Annotated in this window: 19 protein-coding genes; 16 read left to right on the forward strand and 3 right to left on the reverse strand. The window is 40.1% G+C overall.

Going from position 1 to position 24,627, the window contains the following annotated elements:
• Positions 1 to 96 precede the first annotated feature (96 nt).
• The gene (locus tag BN1082_RS06280) at positions 97 to 1,164 is read left to right on the forward strand and encodes a glycosyltransferase family 4 protein (RefSeq protein ID WP_090633205.1); all 1,068 of its coding nucleotides are present in this window, start codon (positions 97 to 99) and stop codon (positions 1,162 to 1,164) included.
• A 160-nt stretch (positions 1,165 to 1,324) separates the two neighbouring features.
• Here the strand turns inward: BN1082_RS06280 and BN1082_RS06285 are convergent, their stop codons facing one another.
• Positions 1,325 to 2,359, reverse strand: coding sequence for an LCP family protein (locus BN1082_RS06285; protein ID WP_090632296.1), 1,035 nt, complete (start codon positions 2,357 to 2,359; stop codon positions 1,325 to 1,327).
• 497 nt (positions 2,360 to 2,856) lie between these two features.
• Here BN1082_RS06285 and BN1082_RS06290 point away from each other — a divergent pair, with 497 nt between their 5' ends.
• Positions 2,857 to 3,921 carry an MraY family glycosyltransferase gene (locus tag BN1082_RS06290; protein WP_090632299.1) on the forward strand — a complete coding sequence of 355 codons (1,065 nt, stop codon included), beginning with the start codon at positions 2,857 to 2,859 and terminating at the stop codon, positions 3,919 to 3,921.
• A 35-nt stretch (positions 3,922 to 3,956) separates the two neighbouring features.
• Here BN1082_RS06290 and BN1082_RS06295 read toward each other — a convergent pair whose 3' ends face one another.
• Positions 3,957 to 4,583: a YigZ family protein gene (locus tag BN1082_RS06295; protein WP_090632303.1), complete on the reverse strand. Its 627-nt coding sequence runs from the start codon at positions 4,581 to 4,583 to the stop codon at positions 3,957 to 3,959.
• Positions 4,584 to 4,833: 250 nt separating this feature from the next.
• On the opposite strand from BN1082_RS06295, the gene BN1082_RS06300 reads away from it, so the two are divergent.
• The 7 genes from BN1082_RS06300 (at position 4,834) to hpf (ending at position 12,979) form a co-directional block, all read left to right on the forward strand.
• The gene (locus BN1082_RS06300) at positions 4,834 to 5,991 is read left to right on the forward strand and encodes a sensor histidine kinase (RefSeq protein ID WP_090632306.1); all 1,158 of its coding nucleotides are present in this window, start codon (positions 4,834 to 4,836) and stop codon (positions 5,989 to 5,991) included.
• A 17-nt stretch (positions 5,992 to 6,008) separates the two neighbouring features.
• On the forward strand, positions 6,009 to 6,695 hold the full coding sequence (locus BN1082_RS06305) for a response regulator (RefSeq protein ID WP_090632308.1): 687 nt from the start codon (positions 6,009 to 6,011) through the stop codon (positions 6,693 to 6,695).
• A 118-nt stretch (positions 6,696 to 6,813) separates the two neighbouring features.
• Positions 6,814 to 7,653: a DegV family protein gene (locus tag BN1082_RS06310; RefSeq protein WP_090632312.1), complete on the forward strand. Its 840-nt coding sequence runs from the start codon at positions 6,814 to 6,816 to the stop codon at positions 7,651 to 7,653.
• Between the two features lie 1,335 nt (positions 7,654 to 8,988).
• Positions 8,989 to 9,945, forward strand: a complete 957-nt coding sequence (locus BN1082_RS06325) for a nuclease-related domain-containing protein (RefSeq protein ID WP_090632321.1) — start codon at positions 8,989 to 8,991, stop codon at positions 9,943 to 9,945.
• 13 nt (positions 9,946 to 9,958) lie between these two features.
• Positions 9,959 to 11,437, forward strand: a complete 1,479-nt coding sequence (locus tag BN1082_RS06330; RefSeq protein ID WP_090632324.1) for an ATP-dependent helicase ComFA — start codon at positions 9,959 to 9,961, stop codon at positions 11,435 to 11,437.
• Entirely contained in the window at positions 11,434 to 12,135 is a 702-nt protein-coding gene (locus BN1082_RS06335) for a ComFC family protein (RefSeq protein WP_090632328.1), read from the forward strand. The genes BN1082_RS06330 and BN1082_RS06335 overlap by 4 nt, the downstream gene beginning before the upstream one ends.
• A gap of 295 nt (positions 12,136 to 12,430) precedes the next feature.
• Positions 12,431 to 12,979, forward strand: a complete 549-nt coding sequence (hpf, locus tag BN1082_RS06340) for a ribosome hibernation-promoting factor, HPF/YfiA family (RefSeq protein ID WP_090632331.1) — start codon at positions 12,431 to 12,433, stop codon at positions 12,977 to 12,979.
• Positions 12,980 to 13,177: 198 nt separating this feature from the next.
• Here hpf and secA read toward each other — a convergent pair whose 3' ends face one another.
• Positions 13,178 to 15,691, reverse strand: coding sequence for a preprotein translocase subunit SecA (gene secA / locus BN1082_RS06345; protein ID WP_090632333.1), 2,514 nt, complete (start codon positions 15,689 to 15,691; stop codon positions 13,178 to 13,180).
• Positions 15,692 to 16,092: 401 nt separating this feature from the next.
• Here secA and BN1082_RS06350 point away from each other — a divergent pair, with 401 nt between their 5' ends.
• From BN1082_RS06350 to BN1082_RS06375, 7 genes are all read left to right on the forward strand, one after another.
• Positions 16,093 to 17,430, forward strand: coding sequence for a cytochrome c3 family protein (locus BN1082_RS06350; RefSeq protein WP_090632336.1), 1,338 nt, complete (start codon positions 16,093 to 16,095; stop codon positions 17,428 to 17,430).
• Positions 17,431 to 17,456: 26 nt separating this feature from the next.
• Entirely contained in the window at positions 17,457 to 18,626 is a 1,170-nt protein-coding gene (locus tag BN1082_RS06355) for a cytochrome c3 family protein (protein WP_090632338.1), read from the forward strand.
• Between the two features lie 29 nt (positions 18,627 to 18,655).
• Entirely contained in the window at positions 18,656 to 19,351 is a 696-nt protein-coding gene (locus BN1082_RS06360) for a tetratricopeptide repeat protein (RefSeq protein ID WP_090632341.1), read from the forward strand.
• 13 nt (positions 19,352 to 19,364) lie between these two features.
• Positions 19,365 to 20,342: a 6-bladed beta-propeller gene (locus tag BN1082_RS06365; RefSeq protein ID WP_245640354.1), complete on the forward strand. Its 978-nt coding sequence runs from the start codon at positions 19,365 to 19,367 to the stop codon at positions 20,340 to 20,342.
• Between the two features lie 26 nt (positions 20,343 to 20,368).
• The gene (locus BN1082_RS27355; protein ID WP_176699673.1) at positions 20,369 to 20,527 is read left to right on the forward strand and encodes a hypothetical protein; all 159 of its coding nucleotides are present in this window, start codon (positions 20,369 to 20,371) and stop codon (positions 20,525 to 20,527) included.
• Positions 20,524 to 22,368, forward strand: a complete 1,845-nt coding sequence (locus tag BN1082_RS06370) for a cytochrome c3 family protein (RefSeq protein WP_090632345.1) — start codon at positions 20,524 to 20,526, stop codon at positions 22,366 to 22,368. Before BN1082_RS27355 ends, BN1082_RS06370 begins: the two co-directional genes overlap by 4 nt.
• Positions 22,369 to 22,624: 256 nt before the next feature.
• Positions 22,625 to 24,550 carry a multiheme c-type cytochrome gene (locus tag BN1082_RS06375; protein ID WP_090632350.1) on the forward strand — a complete coding sequence of 642 codons (1,926 nt, stop codon included), beginning with the start codon at positions 22,625 to 22,627 and terminating at the stop codon, positions 24,548 to 24,550.
• The last annotated feature ends 77 nt before the right edge of the window (positions 24,551 to 24,627 follow it).

The following is a 24,627-nucleotide window of genomic DNA, read 5'->3' on the forward strand; positions in this document are numbered from 1 at the left end:
TTTTATGCTATACTTCATTAGAATAAAATATAAGTATACTTTTTTATTGTGTTTCTGAGTGGTTTTTAAGAGTAAGAGGTTTTTATGGAGGCCTATATGTTTTATCTTACACTGATAATATGTTTTATGACGTCAATTCTCATCACTCCCTTTATAAAAAAGTTAGCATTTCTCATTGGTGCTACAGATAAACCTGAACAACGTAAAGTTCATCAAAAAATTATGCCTAGAATAGGTGGATTATCTATATTCATTAGTTTCATTATTGGGGTTCTCATTATTCACCCAACTGAATCGAATCATCAGGCTATTTTAATAGGAAGTTTCATTATTATTTTTATAGGTTTGTTAGATGATATAAAAGATCTTCCACCCGTTATAAAATTGGCTGGTCAGATTGTGGCTGCTTTTATTGTTGTGTATATGGGGGATATGAATGTTGATTTTATTAACTTACCTTTTGGAGGTAAGATTAATTTTGGACCGCTAAGCATTCCTCTTACTATGATTTGGATTATAGCCATTACAAATGCCATTAATTTAATTGATGGTCTAGATGGTTTAGCTGCAGGTGTCTCATCAATTGCTCTACTAACTATTGCTGCAATGGCAGCAGTAATGGGGAATACCTATGTTATAATAATTGCACTTATTGTGGCAGCTTCAACATTAGGGTTTTTGGTTTTTAACTTTTACCCTGCTAAGATTTTCATGGGTGACGTTGGCTCACAATTTTTGGGATATATCATAGGAGTTTTATCGATTCTGGGCTTTAAAAACGTTACTTTTATTTCCCTAATTATTCCAATTATTATTTTGGGTGTTCCAATTTCTGATACATTTTTTGCAATAATTCGCCGATTAGTTAATCGAAAACCAATCTCGGCTCCAGATAAGTCTCATCTTCATCATTGCTTGTTAAAAACAGGTTTTACCCATCGTCAAACCGTTATTTTAATCTATGCAATGAGTATTATTTGTGGTCTTGCTGCATTTATTTTTTCACAAGCAACTGAATGGGGAGCTTTAATCGTAATTGCTATATTAGTAATTGTGATTGAAATATTTGTTGAAAAAATTGGTCTAGTAAAGGAAGACTATCAACCATTACTTAAATTTATTAAAGGAATTAAACAACCGATTAAACTAAAGAATAAATATTAGGTTACTTTTAAAAGAGGGTGAACTCATCTAGAGTTCACCCTTTTCTGCATTAATGCAAAATCAGGTTTGGAAATTCCGTGGGTTTTGTGGGAATTTAGCCGATTTTTGAAGCCAATAGAAACTAAAAAAGCCGGATCCTCACGTGACCCGGCTTTTGACTCTAATTTCTTTTAGAAGATGTGTTGATATTATTAGTAGTACTAGCTTCAGCATTCTGTTTATCGTCTAAAGCCAAATGCTGTTTTAAGATTTCTTTTGTATTGGCGAGTGATGTGCGATTGATCTTATAGTAGTAAATTTTATTGATATACGCATCTGTTCCTTCAAGCTTTAATGACTCCATATTCAGGCTATTGCCAGCTAGAGCATATTCGAATAATGACTTCATATCATTAAAGGTCATATTCGTCTCCATATTGTCACCAATTGCATTAATCACCTGACCGTATTTTGTTAAGGAGTTAGCAGACTCGGCTTTTTTTATAATCGCTTTAAGAATTTCCTGCTGTCTTCCTCCTCTTTGGATATCCGAATCATAATGACGAGTTCTTGCAAGGGCAAGTGCCTCTTCACCATTTAATGTTTGCAAACCTTTTTTCAAATGAATAGCATTTTGGCGGTCTTTTGAATCCTGTTCATAAAGATCATAAGGAACATTGACTTCAATGCCACCTAGAGCATTTACCACATCCATGAAGGCATTAAAGTTCATTTTAACATAATAATCAATTGGAATATCTAATAACTCTTGAACGGTATCAATCGTTAATTTTGTACCTCCATATGCGTGCGCATGTGTGATTTTTGTGTATATATTTTTTTCAGGGACATGAACATAGGAATCGCGCGGGATACTTAAAAGCTTAACGGATTTATCCTTCTTGTTTAGAGTAGCCACCATAAGCGCATCTGATCTCGTGTCCTTTCCGAGATTTCTGCTTTGGCTATCATCAATTCCAATAAAGAGGATCGAAATATTATCTTTACTCGGGTCGGCTTTTACCGCACGTTTCGATATCGAGTTTACCGGTTTATACGATTTTGCCACGACAGTTTCTGCTTTTTTATACAGGGAGGTTGCATACACTACACCACCCAAGGCAATGACTAAAAATGGAACCAAAATCCATAAAAGAATCCGCCACTTTCGCTTTATTTTCTGATTGTATCTACTTGATCGTGTGTGATCAGACATAGCATTAACTCCTTTATTAAAAAACAATAGAAAACATTAATATACACTATTTTCCATTATACCCTTTTTTTATAATTGCAAATTGAAAATTTTTGTCGATTTAGGAAAACTTGCAAGTGGTTACCACTTTTAATATATACGGACTCCTTCCATAAAAAGTTTCACATACCTAGGTGTACTTTCTCTATGCAGATGGAAGTATGACCTCAAACAAAACCTTGATAGTAGGGAAAGACAAGCTTGGATTAAATAATATGCTTTTTGAAAAGAGGAAATTCCTTCGGGATTGTTTCTTTTTTTTAGGCTGTGTTAAACTTGGCTGTTGATTTGCGCTCCAATAAACATAGTTTCAAAATCAACAATGCCCTTTAAAATAGCTTTTTTTAAAGATGAAAACATATTATATAGTTTTGAGGGGTTTATAAAAATTTTCCTATTTTTATTATCGAATAGATTGTTATCCTTAATGGACAGAATAGGAAGTAAGGAGGTTTGGGATGCTTTATCTAACCTTGATAATATGTTTTGTACTCTCCATTCTTATCACCCCACTCATTAAAAAATTTGCCCTAGTAATGGGGGCAACGGATCAGCCAAGCCAACGAAAGATACATCAAACCATTATGCCTAGGCTTGGTGGCTTAGCAATCTTTATAAGTTTTATGGTAGGAATGATTTTTCTAAGGCCTGAAAGCCCTTCTTTCGTAGCGATTATGCTTGGATGTCTCATTATTGTTGGGACAGGCATTCTTGACGACCTGTTTGAACTCTCAGCAAGGTATAAGCTGGTGGGGGAGCTAGCAGCCGCCATAACAGTTGTATTTTGGGGAGACCTGCAAGTTAATTTTGTGAATTTGCCGTTCGGGGGACAGCTTGAATTTGGTTTATTTAGTATTCCTATTACGATTATTTGGATTGTCGGGATCACCAATGCCATTAATTTAATAGACGGTCTTGATGGTCTGGCAGCAGGAGTTTCCTCAATTGCTCTTATCACGATTTCGGGTATGGCCATTCTTCAGGGAAATGTTTTTGTCGTAACTGTCGGTCTGATTTTACTCGCAAGCACTTTAGGTTTTTTGTTTTACAATTTTCATCCTGCCAGCATTTTCATGGGGGATACAGGGGCGTTATTTCTTGGATTCTCTATTTCTGTGCTATCGCTACTTGGCTTTAAGAATGTTACATTTATTTCTTTTATTGTTCCAATCATCATCTTAGGAGTGCCGATTTCGGATACTATTTTCGCGATTCTAAGAAGGATTATTAACAAAACACCATTATCGGCACCAGATAAATTTCATCTACACCATTGTATGCTTCGCTTAGGATTTACCCATCGACAAGCGGTTTTATTAATTTATGCGCTCGCAGCATTTTTTGGTCTCGTTGCCGTTATTTATTCTCAGGCAAGGCTTGGCGGTGCCTTTTTCCTCATGGCTATCGTCATTCTCTTAATTGAACTCATTGCCGAGAAAATCGGCCTAATGGGGAAGGACTTCCACCCATTGTTAAAAATAATGCGGAATTTACGATCAACAGCCATTCGAAATCGTCCATAAAAAAGGGGCTCAGGCAAACTTGAGCCCCTTTCTTTTTACTCTTCAAGGTAGACGATTTCGCCCTTTTCCAACCGACACTGACCGTTTGTGAGTTCAACTGCCCAATCCCTAAACGATGTAACCTGGTCAACATTAACATAAACCTCGATTGTTACGGTATCTAGATAATGAATATCTTTGATTTTATAGTCAGATGCCCGAATATCCTTCTCTATCTTTCCAAGCCATGTGTAGTCAATGATGACGTTCATCACTTGAACAAGGCGTCTTTCGACAATTCCTGTCGCGTCTAAGCCCTCGGAGGTTGCTTTTCCATATGCCCGAATCAGGCCGCCGGCACCAAGCTTGATACCGCCAAAGTAACGGGTAACCACTACAACGGTATCTTTTAGGTTTCTCTTTTTTAAAACTTCAAGCATGGGTACACCTGCTGTTCCACTTGGTTCCCCGTCGTCATTTGCCTTCTGAATTTGATCGTGCTCACCAATTAAATATGCAGAACAATTATGTGTGGCGTTCCAATGCTTTTTTTTGATGGCTAGAATGAATTCCTGGGCTTCACTTTCTGTTTCTGCCCTTTTTATGTGCGCGATGAATCGGGATTTTTGAATGTTGATTTCATGCTCGCCTTCTTTTTTAACGGTGAAATAACTAGGTAGCATAACAGGCTCCTTTCTACTTTTCTTAGAAAAAACATTGATGTAATATATCCTTAACGTGAAGGTAAAATTCGCATGATATAATAATCCGAGTTATGATAAAAGGTGTTGGCTCACAGAATTTTGATAGAACGCTATCATTATACTACTTTTTACTAGCCATTGTAGGGAATTGTTATTAAATAGGTGCATTCACAACAATTTCCTGTTACAATTTCATAAAAAATAAAAACCTCTATGGAGGGTTTTTGGCATGAAAATTAATCAAATGAATATGAAATCGCTTGATGAAATTCGTCAAGAAATGATTGAAACCGTAACCTGTAGTAAAAGTGATATTTTTCAAATCTGTGAACAATCCCGCCATGACTACGAAGAGATGAAAAATGAATTAAGCAATATCAAGCAATCAATGGTCTTGCTGAATGAAGAAGGGGATCAACTAGAAGAGCAAGTTCAACAGGCGAGAATCAGGCTGTCAGAGGTCAGTGTGAATTTTAAAAGTTATACGGAGGCCGAGGTTCGTGAAGCCTATGAAATTGCCCACGAACTGCAAATGGACCTTTCTCTTAACTCGCAGTTCAAAAAACAGCTTTTGGAAAAAAGAAATGATCTAGAGCGTAGGCTTATAGGCTTAGATGAAACGATTCATCGTGCAGATCAGCTCATTTCGCAAATCTCAGTTGTCATGAATTACATGGATAGTGAAATGGGTGAAATGATAGAAGATGCAAAAGCTAAACAAGACTTCGGCTTGAAAATCATTGAAGCCCAGGAAGAAGAGCGTAAACGTCTCTCAAGGGAGATTCACGATGGTCCTGCGCAAATGCTTGCGAATGTCATTATGCGTTCGGATCTGTTTGAGCGTGTTTTTCGTGAGCAGGGACCAGATGAGGCCTTTTCGGAAATGCAAAGCTTCAAAAAAATGGTTCGTTCCGCCCTTTATGAGGTTCGTCGGATTATTTATGACTTACGGCCTATGGCCTTGGATGACTTAGGTCTTGTACCTACCCTCAGAAAATACTTGCAAACTATCGAAGAATATCATAAGCATTCAAAAATTACCTTCATCAGTATTGGAGAGGAAAAGAGACTACCAGCAAAATATGAAGTGGCTCTGTTCCGAATGATTCAAGAATCGGTTCAAAATGCTCTTAAGCATGCGAACGCTTGCGAAATTAAGGTGAATTTAGAAATGACGACAACGTCCATTAACGTAACCATCAAGGATAATGGTGTTGGCTTTGATATCGCGCAAAAGAAGAAAGATTCCTTTGGAATTATTGGAATGCGTGAACGTGTGCATTTGCTTGATGGAGAAATCAGCATTGCTTCCAAAATTGGCAATGGAACGACAGTGTCTATCATAGTTCCATTAATTAATTTATACGGGGAAAAACTATCAAAATGAATAAGGAGGCGATAAAATTGACCACTAAAATTGCTATTATTGACGACCATCAACTTTTCAGAGAAGGAGTAAAAAGAATTCTCGAATTTGAAAAATCCTTTCAAGTAGTAGCTGAAGGGAATGATGGCAGCGAAGCATTAGGAATTGTAAAAGAGAACAGACCAGATGTAGTAATTATGGATATCAACATGCCACATATGAACGGGATTGAAGCCACTCGCGAGTTGGTTGAAAAATACTCTGAAACGAAAGTGATAATTTTATCGATACATGACGATGAAAACTATGTGACCCATGCCCTTCAAACAGGTGCACAAGGCTATCTGTTGAAGGAAATGGATGCGGATGCCCTCATTGAAGCAGTAAAGGTCGTCGCGGAAGGTGGTTCTTACCTTCATCCAAAGGTGACCCATAACCTCGTGAAAGAATATCGAAGACTAGCAGCGGGTCATGCTAATGGAGGCGGGACAGCTGTTCAGATCATCGAGATTCGCCGTCCCTTGCATTTGTTGACGCGCCGCGAGTGTGAGGTGCTACAAATGCTTGCGGACGGAAAAAGCAACCGTGGCATCGGAGAAGCCTTATTTATTAGCGAAAAAACTGTCAAAAACCATGTAAGTAATATTTTACAAAAAATGAATGTCAACGACCGCACCCAAGCTGTCGTCGTTGCGATTAAAAACGGTTGGGTGGAAGTAAGATAATCGTTTTTTTTTAGAGCATGCTCAAAGTAGAGCATGTTCTTTTTTTGGAATAAAAAATGCAAATTCCTTCTTTTTCATATAAAATATTTAATAGAAAAAATCATAAGGATGTGTATATATGAAAACAGCTGTTGTCACAGATAGCACAGCATACATCCCGAAGGAAATGCTCGATAAATGGAATATATATATGGTTCCTCTTAATATCATTTTCGGAACGGAGGTCTATCGGGAAGAGATTGATATTAAGTGGAAGGAGTTTTACGAAGAAGTTAAGACCAAAAATCTCCCCACCACTTCGCAGCCGCCAGTCGGCCAGTTTGTCGAACTGTTTGAGATGCTGGCCAAAGACTACGATGCCGTTATTAGCATTCATCTTTCAAGCGGTATCAGCGGTACATATCAAGGGGCCGTCACGGCCAGTTCAATGGTGGAAGGCATCAAGGTCTTCCCATATGACTCCGAAATTAGCTGCATGGCTCAAGGGCTTTATGTCCTAGAGGCGGCAGAGTGGGCATCACGGGGAGAAGCCCCAGAAGCAATTCTGGCACGTCTAGAAGAGCTGAAAAAAACGACTCGTGCTTATTTTATGGTCGATGACTTATCACACCTCCAGCGTGGTGGCCGGCTTTCAAGCGCCCAAGCGATCATCGGCAGTCTCCTTCAGGTAAAACCACTGCTCCATTTTGAAAATAAGGTCATTGTTCCTTTCGAAAAAATTCGCACCCGCAAAAAAGCAATGAAGCGCATCGTCGACCTGCTTGGCGAAGATGCATTGCGCGGCGGCTCCTACCGGGGTGTCATCATCCACGCTAACCGTGAAAAGGAAGCGGAGGAATGGCGAGCCGAACTGGAAGCCCTATACCCAAACGTTGAATTTTTAATCAGTTACTTCGGCGCAGTCATCGGTACCCACCTCGGCGAAGGCGCCATGGGCATGTGCTGGATGAAAAAATAAAAAATTTGTTGCCATTCCGGCTTTGGGCCGGAATGGTTTTTCAATTTGTTCGGTTCTTTCGCGGAAATATAGGAGAATTCCGCGGGAAAAATGCAAAAGTCCGCGGAATAAAACCCAATCTTCGCGGAATTAATCCGAAGATCCGCGGAAATAACTCGAAACTCGGCGGAATCCCGTTGTCTCAGCTTGTGAAAAATAGGAGCTCGCCTACTTCGAGAAGAGCGTTCGCGGAAATATAGGAGAACTCCGCGGAAAAAATGCAAAAGTCCGCGGAATAACCCCCAATCTTCGCGGAATTAATCCGAATATCCGCGGAAATAACTCGAAACTCGGCGGAATCCCATTGTCTCAGCCAGTAAAAATAGGAGCTCGCCCCCTTCGCAAAGGGCGTTCGCGGAAATATAGGAGAATCCCGCGGGAAAAAAGTGAAAGTCCGCGGAATAACCCCCAATCTACGTGGAATTAATCCGAATATCCGCGGAAATAACTCGAAACTCGGCGGAATCCCATCGTCTCATCCAGTGAAAAAAGGAGATCACCTCCTTCGTAAAGGGCGTTCGCGGAAATAAAGGAGAATCCCGCGGAAAAAATGCAAAAGTCCGCGGAATAAAACCCAATCTACGCGGAATTAATCCGAATATCCGCGGAATTAGCTCGAAACTCGGCGGAATTCCGTCGTAACAGCCAATAAAAATAGGAGCTCGCCACCTTCGAGAAGGGCGTTCGCGGAAATAAAGGAGAATCCCGCGGGAAAAATGCAAAAGTCCGCGGAATAAAACCTAATATGCACGGAATTAATCCGAATATCCGCGGAATTAGCTCGAAAATCGGCGGAAACCCATTGTCTCAGCCAGTAAAAAGAGGAGCTCGCCCCCTTCGAGAAGGGCGTTCGCGGAAATATAGGAGAACTCCGCGGAAAAAATGCAAAAGTCCGCGGAATAACCCCCGATCATCGCTGAATTAATTCGAATATCCGCGGAAATAGATCGAAACTCGGCGGAATCCCGTTGTCTCAGCCAGTAAAAAGAGGAGCTCTCCCTCTTCGTAAAGGGCGTTCGCGGAAATATAGGAGAATCCCACGTAAAAAATGCAAAAGTCCGCGGAATAAAACCCAATCTTCGCGGAATAACCCCCAATCTTCGCGGAATTAATCCGAATATCCGCGGAATTAGCTCGAAACTCCACGGAATCCCAGAGTCCTAGCCAGTTAAAAATAGGAGCTTTTAATTTAGTTTTCTCAATCAACCTTCCATAAAAAAGAATTTTCGACAAAATGCAGGAAAGAGCGACATAAATGGAGAATTATTTTAAAAAAACAAAAGGAGTGATGATTCTTTGATATTAAAAGATCTAACGCCGCCTGATAGGCTCATTTTGACCGAGCGATTAGAAAGGAGACTCATAATTGGTCATCATAAACACTCAGAAGTAGAACGGTCTTTAGCCAAAAGACGAGCCGGTTATTGGGGCGAAATCACATTAAATAAGTTTTTAAAAGAACTTCCGCAAAGTAAATACCACATTTTCCATGACCTCCAACTCCAAATTGAAGGCGTACACTTCCAAATCGATGCACTTCTCCTAACCAAGTACTATATTCTCATCATCGAAGCGAAAAATATTATAGGACCATTGACCTTTGATAGCATTTTCAAACAGTTGATCCGTAATCAAGACGGTAAGGAAGAAATTTTTGAAGATCCCCGCGTCCAAGCAAAATATCATCAAATCCTATTAAATCGCTGGTTGCGGTATCACGGGTTTAATTTGCTGCCGGTAGAACATCTTGTTTTTTTCAGCAGCCACCATTCTTATTTGAAAACCAAGCCTAGTGACACCTCAGATTTCAGCAAAGTGTGCAAGGCCAGAGAAATTTTTCTAAAAATAAATGATTTCGAAAATGAATATCGCCGAAAAAAAATAGACCAGCAAGCAGCAGATGACTTGGGAAATTTCATAATAAGTCAACATACCCCAAAAACGATCAATATTCTTGAAGAATTCCATCTCACCACAAAGAATATTCGAACAGGAACGTGCTGCCCTAATTGTTCATTTACACCGATGATTTATGTGAGGGGAATATGGTCATGCCCGTCGTGCAAGCAAAAATCAAAGGATGCCCATCTAGAGGGAATCGGTGATTATCTCTATTTGATCAAACCTACAATAACAAACTCAGAATTCCGCGAGTTTTTTCATCTCCCAAACAATAATGTCCCACAAAAAATGCTCCAATCATCCAATTTAAATAGCAGTGGAAAAACAAAAAATCGTTATTATTTCTTTTAAAGAAGGTGAAAGCATGCGCTTTGCAACTAAAAATGGGATCTTATTTCCCCGAAAAGAGGATTCGCTCCCCATTTCAAAAATCTCAAACCTCCTCCAGCCGCCTCTGAATCCACACTACTCCTTTAGCAGCAAGCTGCAGGAGCTCCTTACTGGCAAACAGCTCCTCCTAGATGACCTTCCATTTTCACTCATAGACATCCAAGAACATTATGAAAATGGTTATGTTACATACCGGAAAGGGATTATTTACAACGGAAAAAGACCAACGTGCACAAGGTGTGGAAACAATGATCCGTATTGGTTTGCTACCATGCCATGTGCGCGGTGCGGGGAACAATGTCTTTATTGCCGCCATTGCATCATGATGGGGCGAATCAACGAGTGCACGCCGCTCATTGGCTGGAATGGACCGACACCTCACTCAGAGAACTTATCGAAATTAGATTGGAAGGGGAATTTATCGAAGGGTCAACAAGAGGCTTCTGACAGAGTTGTAGCGGCCATTCAGCAAAATAAAGAGCTGCTTGTCTGGGCCGTATGCGGGGCTGGAAAAACAGAGATCCTTTTTAAAGGAATCGAAGCTGCACTTGTCGACCAAAACAGAGTCTGCATTGCCACACCAAGAACAGATGTAGTACTGGAACTTACTCCAAGGCTAAAAACCGTTTTTCCGCAAATCACAGTCGCCTCGCTTTATGGCGGAAGCGAAGACCGCCACCATTATGCACCATTGACAATCGCTACAACGCACCAGCTACTCCGCTTCTACGATGCCTTTGACACGCTCATTTTAGATGAGGTCGATGCATTTCCCTACACAGTGGAAGAATCCCTCCAGCACGCGGTGGTCCAAGCGAGGAAACCGACATCAGCGATGATTTACCTAACGGCGACCCCCAATGAAAAATGGCAGCGGGAATGTCGGCAAGGAAAGAGAGCTTTTACGACCATTCCGGCCCGATTTCATCGCTATCCACTCCCTGTGCCGCGTTTCGAGTGGTGTGGCAACTGGCAAAAGAACTTGCAAAAAGGCAAACTCCCACCGCCAATTCTCCGGTGGATTAACGAGCGGCTCGCGGTTGGCAAACAAGCATTGATCTTCTTCCCCCATATTCCTTTCATGGAAAAAGCACTGTCACATCTCCGCCAACTTGATCAAACAATCGAAGCTGTTCATGCGGAAGACCCTGACCGGAAGGCAAAAGTCCAAAAAATGCGTTCCAAAGAAATTCCGTTACTCCTGACAACGACGATTCTTGAGCGCGGTGTTACTTTCCCGAATATCGATGTCGCAGTCATCGGGGCAGAAGATGATATTTTTACCGAAAGTGCGCTTGTTCAAATTGCCGGGAGAGCTGGTCGGAGCATAGATTACCCAGATGGGGTGGTAACTTTTTTTCATTATGGAAAGACTGAATCGATGATAAAGGCGCGAAAGCAAATCGTTTCCATGAATATGGAAGGCGTCAAAAGGGGGCTGATCGACGTATGAGCTGCTGTTTACTATGCCATGCTTCCATTTATGAGGCAATGGGCTGGAGAACCATCTTTTTGCCTGCTAAGGAACGTCTGATATGCTCCTCTTGTGAAAAAAAGCTAGAAAGAATCGAAGGAGAAACCTGTCGAATTTGTAACCGACCATTTGCATTATTAGATGATAAATTCCGCCATGGCGACATATGCCATGATTGCCTCCGTTGGGAGGAGGACCCTGAGTGGCATGGCTTTCTCGAAAAAAATACCTCTATTTTTCATTACAATGAATTTTTCAAAGAAATCATGGCGAAGTATAAATATCGCGGTGACTATGTGTTGTCTAAGGCTTTTGCCGAATACTTCAAGGAGGAGCTTCAAAAGACAAAATTCGACTTTTATCTGCCTATTCCATTGAGTGAAGAAAGGCTTTATGAACGGGGCTTTAATCAGGCCGAGGCGCTGATTAAGGAATCGGGATTCACACCCGCATGCATCCTCACCCGAATTCATTCAGAAAAACAATCGAAAAAATCGAGAACGGAGCGAATTCATTTCCCTCAAGTATTTCAGCTTCGTTCTGACATTCCTTTGCATGGAAAAAGGGTTGTCTTGATTGACGATATTTACACCACCGGTTCTTCATTAAGACATGCTGCGAAGCGATTAAAAGAGGCGGGGGCAGCCAGCGTTATTTCTGTTACGCTTGCAAGATAGCAGCTGATTTTCGTAAGGGGTAGATAAAAAGACGGTGAACGTTCTCCGACCATTTCAACATGCTCAAAGCATAATGGTGGCAATTTAATCGTAATAATATTAAAATACAAATATAATGTAAACATCCATTTTAGTAAAAAGATACCAAATTGTAAATACCTGTGTTAAGGATTAATACTATTTCCCTGATGGTTTTGTCATTAAATCGACAAAATTTTTAACTGTTTTAGCAGGATTATCATAGGGTAAAATAGAATTGTAATAACATAGGTTTAAAAAAAGGAGGAGTCCACACATGAGATATAACATACGTGGTGAAAACATTGAGGTAACTCCAGCAATTCGAGAGTATGTTGAAAAGAAAATTGCAAAATTGGAAAGATATTTTACAGAAGCCCCTGATGCTAATGTAAATGTGAATTTAAAATTCTATCAAGATAAAACAGCGAAGGTTGAGGTTACCATTCCACTTCCTCAATTAGTCCTTCGCGCTGAAGAAATAAATGTTGATATGTATGGTGCGATTGATTTGATTTCTGACAAACTTGAGCGTCAAATCCGCAAACACAAAACAAAGGTAAACCGTAAATTCCGAGAAAAAGGAGAATTTCCTATTACCTTTACCGTTGCAGAGAATTCTGAAGTCAACATTGCTGAAGAAGATGATTTAGAATTGGTTCGAACAAAACGTTTCGATCTGAAACCAATGGACAGCGAAGAAGCCATCCTACAAATGAATATGCTTGGACATAGCTTCTACGTCTTCACTAATGCCGATACGAACCGTACGAACGTTGTTTATAAACGTAAAGACGGCCGCTACGGTTTAATTGAAGCGCACTAATCAACCAATAATATGCAGCCCCAAATTCATTTGGGGCTGCGTTTTTATTTTACCCTAAGTGGCAAATCCCCCGACCTCTTTATTTAAGGATAAGACTTTTGAAAAAGGTAATTGATGAGCCCTCTCAATGCCCGAACGTCCTCTTTTATCATTAAAAAGAAAAACCCCTGATGACTTCATCAGGGGGGGTAACAATCTTTACTTCACTGCACCGTGACAGTTCTTATATTTTTTCCCGCTGCCGCAAGGACATGGTTCGTTACGGCCGGTATTTTCTTTGTTCACTTTCGGTTGTTTCTTGACAACTTCGCCGTCTTCCTTCGGATTGACCGCTTGACCTTTAGCGACTTCTTGACGCTCTAAGTTGTTGCGGATTTCGGCCTTCATGATGTACATGGCAGCTTCATCCTCAATCGAAGTAATCATAGTCTCAAACATCGCGAAGCCTTCATGCTGGTACTCGCGTAGTGGATCGATTTGACCATAAGCACGCAAATGAATTCCTTCACGTAAGTGGTCCATTGCATCAATATGATCAATCCATTTTGAATCAACCGCACGCAATGTAACAACCTTTTCGAACTCGCGCATTTGCTCAGGAGCAAGGATTTGTTCCTTCTCGTCATAGTGTTCCTTCACTTTAGCAAAAATCAACTCGACCAATTCGTCTGAATACTTGCCGCGGAAATCTTCTAACGTGATTTCTCCTTCATGGAGAAGGTTGGCGCTCGCATAGTCGATAAGTCCTTGGAGATTCCATTCTTCCTCGTCCTCAGATTTTGGTGTGTATACATCAACATGGCGCTGAATGGACGATAAGATCATTTTTTCAACAATTTCTCGAAGATTTTCTGATTCAAGTACTTCATCACGCTGGCTGTAAAGAATTTCGCGCTGCTGACGAAGAACATCATCATATTGCAAGAGCTGTTTACGGGCATCGAAGTTGTTACCCTCAACACGTTTTTGCGCGGATTCCACTGCTCTTGATACCATTTTACTTTGAATAGGCTGGGTATCATCCATACCTAGTCGCTGCATCATGGCTTTCATATTATCTGAACCGAAGCGGCGCATTAATTCATCTTCCATTGATAGGTAGAACTGGGTAACCCCAGGGTCGCCTTGACGTCCGGAACGTCCACGAAGCTGATTGTCAATCCGTCGGCTTTCGTGACGCTCGGTACCAATTACCGCAAGTCCGCCAAGCTCGATTACCCCTTCGCCGAGCTTGATATCTGTACCACGACCGGCCATGTTTGTCGCGATCGTTACTGATCCTTGGTGGCCTGCTTCCGCAATGATTTCAGCCTCACGAGCATGGTTTTTCGCGTTCAAGACATTGTGGCGAACACCTTTTTTCAATAACATCTTAGAGATAAGCTCAGACGTTTCAATCGCAACTGTCCCGACAAGAACAGGCTGGCCTTTTATATAACGTTGCGTAATATCTTCGACAACCGCTCGGAACTTGCCTTCCATCGAGGTATAAATTAAATCCGGCCGGTCATCACGAATGATAGGTTTATTCGTAGGAATGACGATTACATTCATATTATAAATGTTGCGGAATTCTTCTTCTTCTGTTTTTGCTGTACCTGTCATACCAGCTAATTTTGCATACATACGGAAATAGTTTTGGAACGTAATGGTGGCCATTGTGACGCTTTCGTTTTGAACCTCTACGCCTTCTTTTGCTTCAATCGCCTGGTGTAGACCTTCACTGTAGCGGCGGCCCTTCATCAAACGACCGGTGAATTGGTCAACAATCACGATTTCGCCTTCCTGCACCACATAGTCGATGTCAAGGTGCATGCTGACATTTGCTTTTAATGCCTGGCTAATATGGTGGTTTAACGAAACATGTGACATATCAAACAGATTTTCAATGCCAAACGCCTTTTCTGCTTTACTGATACCTTCTTCTGTTAGCATGACAGCTTTTGTTTTTACATCGTAGGTGTAATCTGTATCCTTTGACAACGTCCGTACGAATGCGTTCGCTTGAATATATAAAACAGTAGATTTTTCAGCTGAACCTGAGATGATAAGCGGCGTCCGTGCTTCATCAATGAGAATGGAGTCAACCTCGTCAATGACAGCGTAAAAAAGTGGGCGCTGAACTTTTTGTTCCTTATAAAGGACCATATTATCACGCAGGTAATCGAAGCCTAACTCGTTATTTGTACCATACGTAATATCACATGCATAGGCTTCCTGCTTTTCATCCTTATCCATGCTGTTTAAATTCAAGCCAACGGTTAATCCTAAAAATTGGTAGAGTTGACCCATTTCCGTTGCGTCACGGCTTGCCAAATATTCGTTGACGGTAACAACATGTACGCCTTTGCCGGAAAGAGCATTTAAATAGACGGGCATGGTTGCCGTTAATGTTTTACCTTCACCTGTTTTCATTTCCGAAATGTTTCCTTCATGGAGAGAAATCCCCCCCATAAGCTGAACATGATATGGATACAAGCCCAAGACGCGGCGAGCTCCTTCACGGACAACCGCAAATGCCTCAACAAGCAAATCATCAAGGGTTTCGCCTTTTTGATAACGAGCCTTGAACTCTTCAGTTTTTTCACGAAGTTGATCGTCTGAAAGCTTTTCTGTGTCAGCAGCAAGAGCATCAACTTGCTTTGCGAGTTTGTCCAAGCGCTTTAACTCGCGTTTATTCATATCAAACACTTTATTTAAAATCCCAACCATGTGATTAAACGCTCCTTTATTTCGAAACTTCTAAAAAAATGCCAAAATAATCGAACATATCTTGTTCCATCTTACCATTTCCGCTATGGAGTGACAACAATGGTGACATGGAAGTGAATGAAACGATACCCCATTGATTTCATATTAAAAAACGCCAATGAATAAACGTACATATTATTGGATAAAAATTATCCTCTATGCATGTTCACACCGTCTTAATGTTACTAACTACCCCTTGATTATACAACGTTATTATGACATTTTTGTGAAGTGTGCGATTTGGTAAAATATTCACAAATTGTCCATTGGATGTATTCTAACTATGTTAGATACTACCATTAGAGAGGTCCATTTGGACTATAAAAATAGAGAAAAAGGCAAAAATGGGAAGGGTGAGTTAAGTGGCCATTTGGGGGAAAAAGAAAACAACTGAACCCGAATCAAGAGAAGAGAGAAAAGCTGGCCCCATTCGCAGGCTCTGGCAAAAGTTTAGAAATATAGATTGGAAGAATCCAGTCAACCGTTGGAAACTATTATTTGTTTCACTGATTGGATGTATAGTTATTTTTGGCGGAGGATACGGAGTACTATCTCTCACAAATTCGCCAGCATTCTGTTCGATTTGTCACGAAATGCAGCCGGAACATACGTCGTATACAGCCAGTTCTCACAATGAGATTTCCTGTGTCCAGTGTCATGTCAAGCCTGGTATGGTCAACATGGTAACACACAAGGTGAAATCACTCAAAGAAGTGTATTACCACGTTACAGGCGTTCCAAATCAAATTGTTCAAACTGAAGAGGAAGCGATTTCAAACCAGAACTGTTTACAATGTCACTCGAAAAACCGTCTTGTTACAGCATCAGGCGACTTGATAGTAAATCATAAAGGGCATATCAATGATGGGATTCCGTGTATTACCTGTCACTCCGGAGTAGTTCATGCCAAAATGGGTGCACGCGAAATCAATGTTGCAGCAGACCGGAGCAAGTGGACACCAGAAAATGCACAAAAATTAATGGAAGAAAAGTACTTAAAACCAAACATGGGAACATGTATTGATTGCCATGACAAAGTAAACAAAGGTGAAAAACCATGGAAGGATGTAGCTTACAGCGTTCCGCCAAATCCAGAAGAAAAGAAAGCGGATACAGAGAAGGTGAAGTCTAGTGAAGGTACTGACGCAGCTCAAGCAGCACATAACAAAAATACACAGGACATTATTTTACAAGCAGTTGGAAAACAACAAAAAGACGTAAAGGTTTCAATGGCTTGTGAAACTTGTCACAGAGAAATCAAAGTACCAAAATCCCACAAAATCGATGATTGGAAAACAAATCACGGTGCTACAGCCATTCAATCGTTAGATACATGTATGAATTGCCACCAAGACTCAAAATGGGAAAAGGAAATTCCGAAAGAAGACATCACGACCATACTGAAACTTGGACCGCAAAATTCGAAATACACACCAAACGTAACAGTCACTAAGGAAGAAGCACGTACCAATAAATTCTGCAGCGCTTGTCACAGTAAACGTCCTCCGGGACACGAACAAAGCAATGACTGGTTAACGGGACATTCTGTAAAGGCAAGCACTCCGGAAGCAAAAGCAGAATGCTTCGTCTGTCACGACAATGCTAAACCAAGTCCTAACTCTACCGATGCAAAAGCACCAACAGATGTCTATTGCCAATATTGTCACAGAACTGGTTTTAAAAGTGACACGAAAAATTAAAACATTTTGAACTGGAGGGTCGCTTTATGGATGATGAACACAAGCAAGAACTGCCGGCCCCTCCCCGTTTTCGCTATAAGGGCTTTAAATTTATGACACTAGCATTATTTTTTGTAGTCATCTTTGTCATTTTGGGATTTTCAGGTATCAAAGCAACTTCAAGCTCACAGTTTTGTTCTAGCTGCCATGAGATGAAGCCTGAGTACTATACTTGGAAGGCATCATCGCATAACGAGGTGGATTGTGTTAGCTGTCATATCGAACCAGGTGTTAAGAATTTAGCGGAAGATAAAGCAAAAGGGGTAGTCGAATTATATAAAAACCTGTCAAACACTTATACAGCACCAATTCAAATGCCAAAAGATATTCCAAATGACGCTTGCGAAAAGTGTCACAATATGAAGACGCGGCAAGTTACACCATCAGGAGATCTTATTATCCCCCATGATAAGCACTTAGCAAAAGATATTAAATGTACTGCGTGTCACAGCGGGGTTGCGCATGGAAAAATCTCAGAACGCAATGTTACCTTTAAATCGGACTACACCAAGTGGGATGATGCTCTCGGCAAATCTATGATGAGTGATGTTAAATTCACGAGTCCTAAAATGGAAACATGTATGGAATGCCATCAGGCTCGAAATGTATCTACCGCTTGTAAAACTTGTCACAAAAACAGTATGGTGCCGAGTTCACATAAACAAGCTAATTTTAAAACACAAGACCATGGAAAATTGGCTGAAAGAGACATTAAAAAATGTAATAGCTGTCATCAATATATGTCAGAAGATGCTATTACGGGAATACAGGATATCCCTGCATCACAGCAATTTTTAAACACAGGGACGGTTAATCAAAAGAGTTCTATATCGGCACAAGATTACGCAAAGGAAAATACGTTCTGTAAGAAATGCCATACTACAAAACCGCAGAGCCATGTGAAAGGTTTTGTTAACCTCCATGGGGCGATTACCAAACAACAGGGCACGAAAACTTGTCTTGCCTGTCATGACACGCAAAAAACAGGTTTTAACAAAACAACTAATATTACTTGTAGTAGCTGTCACCCAGCCATGCACGAAGGGAAAAACTATAAGGAACACCATCCAATTAATCTTACAGGTGTAACTGCACCTAATGCTTCATGTTATACGTGCCACAACAAACCAAAATGTACTTCGTGCCATAAAGAATAATGTAATTTTACTAGATTAGGAGGGCTAATATGGAAAGCCAAGTTCAACCTAATGCCCAAGAACCATCAAGTTCGGAAAATGCCGAAAAAGCTAAAAAAGTGAAAAAAGAACGTTTCTCATGGTGGCAATCCCTTTTGATCCTTTTTGCAACATTAGCTATTTGTCTATCGGCCGGATACTACGTAAGCGCGAAATACCTTTGGAATAATAACAACAATCAGATTGATAAGCAATTCAAATATTATAAGGCAGAAGTAGACCAAAAACCGAATGATCCAAATTTAAGAATACAGCTTGGCTACTCTTACTACTTAAAAGGCGATACGGATAATGCCATTAAACAATATCTAGTAGCAAAGGATCTAGATAAAAATAACTTTAATGCTTACTTAAATTTAAGCATCGCCTACGATAAGGTTAACCGCAAAGATGATGCGCTACAAATGGCTTTAAAAGCTGTTAAGATCTCTCCAAAGGACTATAAAGGGCAATTAATGGCAGGGAGATGCTATAGAAAGCTAAAAATGTATAAAGAAGCAACCAGCTCACTGCAAGAAGCCATTCGGTTAAAACCAGGGAATACAGATACACTTTACGAAGTTGGTCTAGTTGCTGAAGCAGAAGGGAAGACAAAGGAAGCAGAACAAATTTATAAAGAAGCTCTTTCATATGATCCAACATTTAAGCCAGCTATAGATGCGCTAGACCGATTACAAAAAAAATAAATTGGAACAGGAGATGGCATCCTTGAAGAAAAAAACCGTTTATATATGGATGGGCACCATCGTTGGACTAACTGTCGTGCTATTTGCTGTTATCTACTTTCTCCATCTTCAGGATAAAGCGGTAAAAGTCGCAAGTGCTGTAAAGGGAGGTCCTCCAACATTAAGTTTCTATATTCAAGGGGATATGAGTTCTCCTCTCGATAAACCGATGGATGTGGCTAAAATTGGCCAATTCGTTTATGTAACCGATACAAATCATAAGCAGGTTCAAGTCTTTGATTCAACCGGAACGCCAATCTTTAAATTTGGGACACAAGGAACAGGAGAGGGACAATTTCAGTTCCCTTATGGAATTACCGGAGACAAGGATGGCAATGTTTACGTTGCAGACCTTTACAATAACAGAATATCTATCTTTGACTCTAAAGGAAAATTCCTGAAATATTTTACAGATGAAAACCAAAAACCGGATTTTTTAAAATCCCCAGGCGGATTACGCATTGTTAACAATAACCTATGGGTAACGGATATCCAGCTTGGAAAAGTATTTGAATACGATTTAAAAGGGAAAAAGCTACTAGAATTATCAACGGCAGTTGATAAAGATGATCCATTAAACGCACCAAATGCCGTGGCAGTTGACAGTGACCATAATATTTATGTCTCTGATACCGGTAATCAACGCCTCGTTGTTTATGACAAAGCCGGTAAATTCAAACGGGTCATCAATGGATCCATCGATGGGAAAGGCGATTCTAAGTTTGTTAACCCAAGAGGTATTGGGGTCGAGGGTAATGGCACCCTGTTAATGATTGACAACATGACCCATTATCTTTACGGATTTGACAAGAAAGGCAAACAAGTTTTCCAAATTGGCGGATTAGGAGCGGATAAAGATCAATTCTATCTCCCAAACGGATTATTTATTGACGATAAAGGTGAAATTTTTATCACGGATACCGTAAATCAAAGGGTTGCCGTATATTACTAGACAATATCCATATTTTTAAGGAGGTGATGATTGGAAAAGAAGCAGATGACATGTTTTTTAGGAGAAACAGAGAAACAGAGAAACAGAGAAACAGAGAAACAGAGAAACAGAGAAACAGAGAAACAGAGAAACAGAGAAACAGAGAAAGAGAGAAGATCAAAAAACAGGGAGGTTTTTTGAAATGAGCAAGATTAAAATGAGTTTCTCACTAATTTTAGCTATCTTTTTAGTGGGAATCCTAAGCACAGCTGCTTTTGCGAAAGATCCGTATGGATTAAAGCCGGTGCAAAGTGGACTTGGTTTTAGTGTTCCATTTACAGGGAACTCTGCCGATGCTGCTGATATCGCCGGTAGATCATTTGATTTAGTACTTCAAAATGGTGCAACAGTTGTAAAGACTTATACTGCTACTCTTGATGGCTCTAAAAAAGGTACTGTCACAATTCCCGCTTCTGATATTACGCCAGGAACAGTTTATACCCTGAATTTATATCATTCAGATGATACAGCACACGCAACATTGCTTTCTAAGTCTACTGCAGTAGCAACAGATGGACACAATGATCCAATGTTAAATACTAATAATCCAACTTCTAAAGTTAATGCAGATGGACAAACCATTACGATTGATAAAGATGGAAATGGTTTGGTAAACGCTAACCAAACAGGTTACAACAACACTAGAAAAAATCGTTCTGGACAAAAGGTTCACGGTTTCTATCAAAACAATACAAACTCATGTGCAAGCTGTCACCAAACGCACACCGCTGCAAACGGTGAAAGCTTATTGTTTAAAGATGGTGTATACAGCACATGTTCTGCTTGTCATGATGGTACAACAGGAGCATATAACTCTTTTGCACCAGTTTCAAAAGACACCGCAAGTAGTGTTTCTGGTACTTTCAACGTTCAAGCTGCTGGACACAATGGCTCACTGCACGAAGCAGATGGTTCTTTAAAAGTTGCCGCTGCACCTGGCGGTAATAGTGATTCTAATAGTAAACAATTTGGGCAAGAATTTGACTGCGCAAGCTGCCATGCTGCTCACGGAGCTGGTTCTGCTAGCGAAAACAACTTAAACATTGACCCGCTAGGCTGGGGTTCTGTCGCATACGGAACATCTAGCAACGATGCAAAAAATGGTAAATTATTCAACAATATTCAAATCGCTGACAGAAGCGCACTTCCAACATCTATGAGCACACCATACATCCTAGTTAAATTTACTGCAACTGCTACAGATGCTAGCAACTTCTGGTATTCACGTGCTGGTGTTAAACAAGACGACCTTGTAATCCAGACTTACAGATGGACTAATACGAAGTATGTTCCTGACTATTCACTATGGCTTCGTGAATTAGGCTATCCGTATAAAGCAAACACAGTACTTAAAGATGCTGCTAACAAAGACCTAACAATGGATCCTAATTTAACAATTGTATGGCGTGATGGTTTTGCATTCGGTCCTAGTGTTGCTAATATCGCATCTGCAAACGTTTCGATCGGTATTGATGTTGAAACAACTACTAATATTGCAACACTATTTGATAACACAGCTGCAGGTTATATTCCTGACAGTGGTACTGAAATGAGTAAATATTGTGCTTCTTGTCACGTTGACTATCTATCGATTACTCGTACAGATAACACGGGCGTTTATTCACAAGCACACCGCCACGCCACTGCACAAGACAGTCTTACTTGCGTACGCTGTCACTATGCACACGGATCTGAAGCTCAAATCATGAAAGATGCTAATGATAACTCTTACTTTGATTTGACAGCTCCAGGAAAAGTATTTGATACAGCTGTTGCTGGAAATGATGCTAAAGCTATCAGCTACTTTGTTGATCCTAACCCATCTTCTGCCTTAAAACGTTATACTGGTATGTCAGTATGTTTCGCTTGTCATGGTAAAGGCGAACAATTTATAGGTAACCCTAATTCAAATGCAAAAGATAAAACTACTGGTGAGTTCTTAAAAGGCGGAAATCCTGGTTCAACTAGAACTGATATCAGCAAATAAAAAAGCCAACAAATAGCGCCACTACTTGTTAGCTTAAAGAAAAATAATCCATCATTATAGTTACAAGGTAGCGGTGGTCATTCTGCTACCTTGTTTTTATAGTATTCCATGTAGACACAATCTTGTCAAAAAATTGCTGTATTTCTGCCCCAAATATACCTCGATTTCATTGTTATAATATACATATAATCCCTATTTTTAAATGACTAAGTATACATACCTATATAAAATTTTTACAGAAAAAGAGTTGAAAAAAATGAGAAAACTAATCTTGCACTACAAGACTTATTTCTATAGCTTTTTACTCTTAGTGTTACTGGGTGCTACCTGTCTGTCCTTTCCATCTGTCGACGCATATTCATCAGGTTCTGTTACACCTAATCTATCGTTAGATTCCCCTAAAGCTGACGCAGTGCTTAATTCAAAGAATGTAGTGATTTCCGGTACCTATTCAGATAATGTTGACAAGGCTAATTTGCATTTTACAGCAACTGAAAATGGAAACGTTATCTCGGATTCTACGTTAAACCAATCGGATTGGGTGATAGATGATACGAAAACACCTATAACTTGGACTCTTTCTACTTCAAAATTAGCTGAAGGAAATCATGCTATTATCGTAACGGTGGAAGAACTGCCGACAAGTGACACATCCCTCAAAGCTTCAGCGAATATTTCGTTCACGATTGTTTTGTCAAGACCATATGTTACTGCAACTGGAATTATCCTTCCTGATGGTAAGGTAGATAATGGGGAGGATTTAACAAGTGTTCCTCTTGATGCAAAAATAAAATTTACGGTTGTTGATGACCAACCAATGAATAATCTGAAAAACAAACTAAAACCTACTCCATTTCAACCGATTAAAATTTTGCAAGGGACAAATACTGTTCCAGGAACAACAGTTGTCAATGAATTAGGAGTCCAAAATGGAAAGTATTCTTACGATATCATATTTACTCCTGATAATTCTTTACTACAATTAAATAAGTCCTATTTAGTATTTTTAGACCCTGGAGTTGTTGATGATTTAGATAATCCGGTTTTTACAAGATTTTTTAAATTCACAACGAAAAGCGTTTCAAGTGGAGATGATCCGGCTAATCCTCATGGTCATTTCAGTTTAAATACAAATATGTGTGCAACCTGTCATACGACTCATAATTCCAAGAGTTCTTCTCTTATTGGTGGGTCGAATCAAATTACTTTTAATGAACAGCTAACAAAGAATCAGCCTGATGGTGACCCATCACAAAACTATTGTATGGCATGTCATGATGGAACCACGAATGCACCATTTGATAAAAATAGTGGAGGCTTTCATCATGCAAACCCTGTTGATACTGCAAGTGAAGCCCAAGCACTGAAGCAACCAAATTCCTGTACGAGCTGTCATAATCCTCATTTGGAAAGGTCAGATAGTAATCCTAATTTGTTAAAGGATCATTATGTATATAAGCATAGTGCAGTTAACCCGGATAAAGGACTTGTGAATGCTACAGTGGATAGTTTGGATACATCATGCGACACTTGTCATAATAATATTGACTTCTCTACTATAAGCGCAGACAAAGGTATGTATGAATTGTTTGCATATAAAAAGTCGTCAACTGCGGTTGGAAGCACAACAGCAAAATTTAATGTACCTACAGATCCAGAAATACCGACATCAACGATATCTGATTATTCATTGTGCTTAAGATGTCACAATCTTGAAAAGAAAAAACAAAAAACGGTTAAGGCTGATATCGAATCCTATTATCTTAACACAAATTCTGGTCACAATTTTACGTTCCCAACTAATGCCACGACCCAAAAAGACGGCAGTATTCTGAATGGACCGATTGCATGCGCGGATTGTCATGAAACACACGGTTCAAACAACCTCTTTAACCTAAGGGAAGTGCTAGGACCTAATCCAGCTTTGTCGGATTCAGATAAATATATTACTTCAGGGACAGACTGGAATGCAGATAATGAACGCAGATTTTGCTTAGCATGCCATAATAAAGGTACGGAGATTTTTGGCAAGAAAGCAGTGATCGATAAAACAATCTCGGGTCACCAAGATACAGATACTCAAGCTTGTTCGAATTGTCACAGCGACAAAACAAAAACATATGCGTCCTTCAGAGACCAGTCCATGAGCGCGGCGCATGCACCGTTGAATTTTAAGCCTTAAATAATCCATTTAAAAGACACGAGAGAAGCCCTCTCGTGTCAGACTGTCAACAAATCCGAAAAAAATCGGGTTTGCTG

Source organism: Neobacillus massiliamazoniensis, from assembly GCF_001048695.1.
Lineage (GTDB): Bacteria > Bacillota > Bacilli > Bacillales > Cytobacillaceae > Neobacillus > Neobacillus massiliamazoniensis.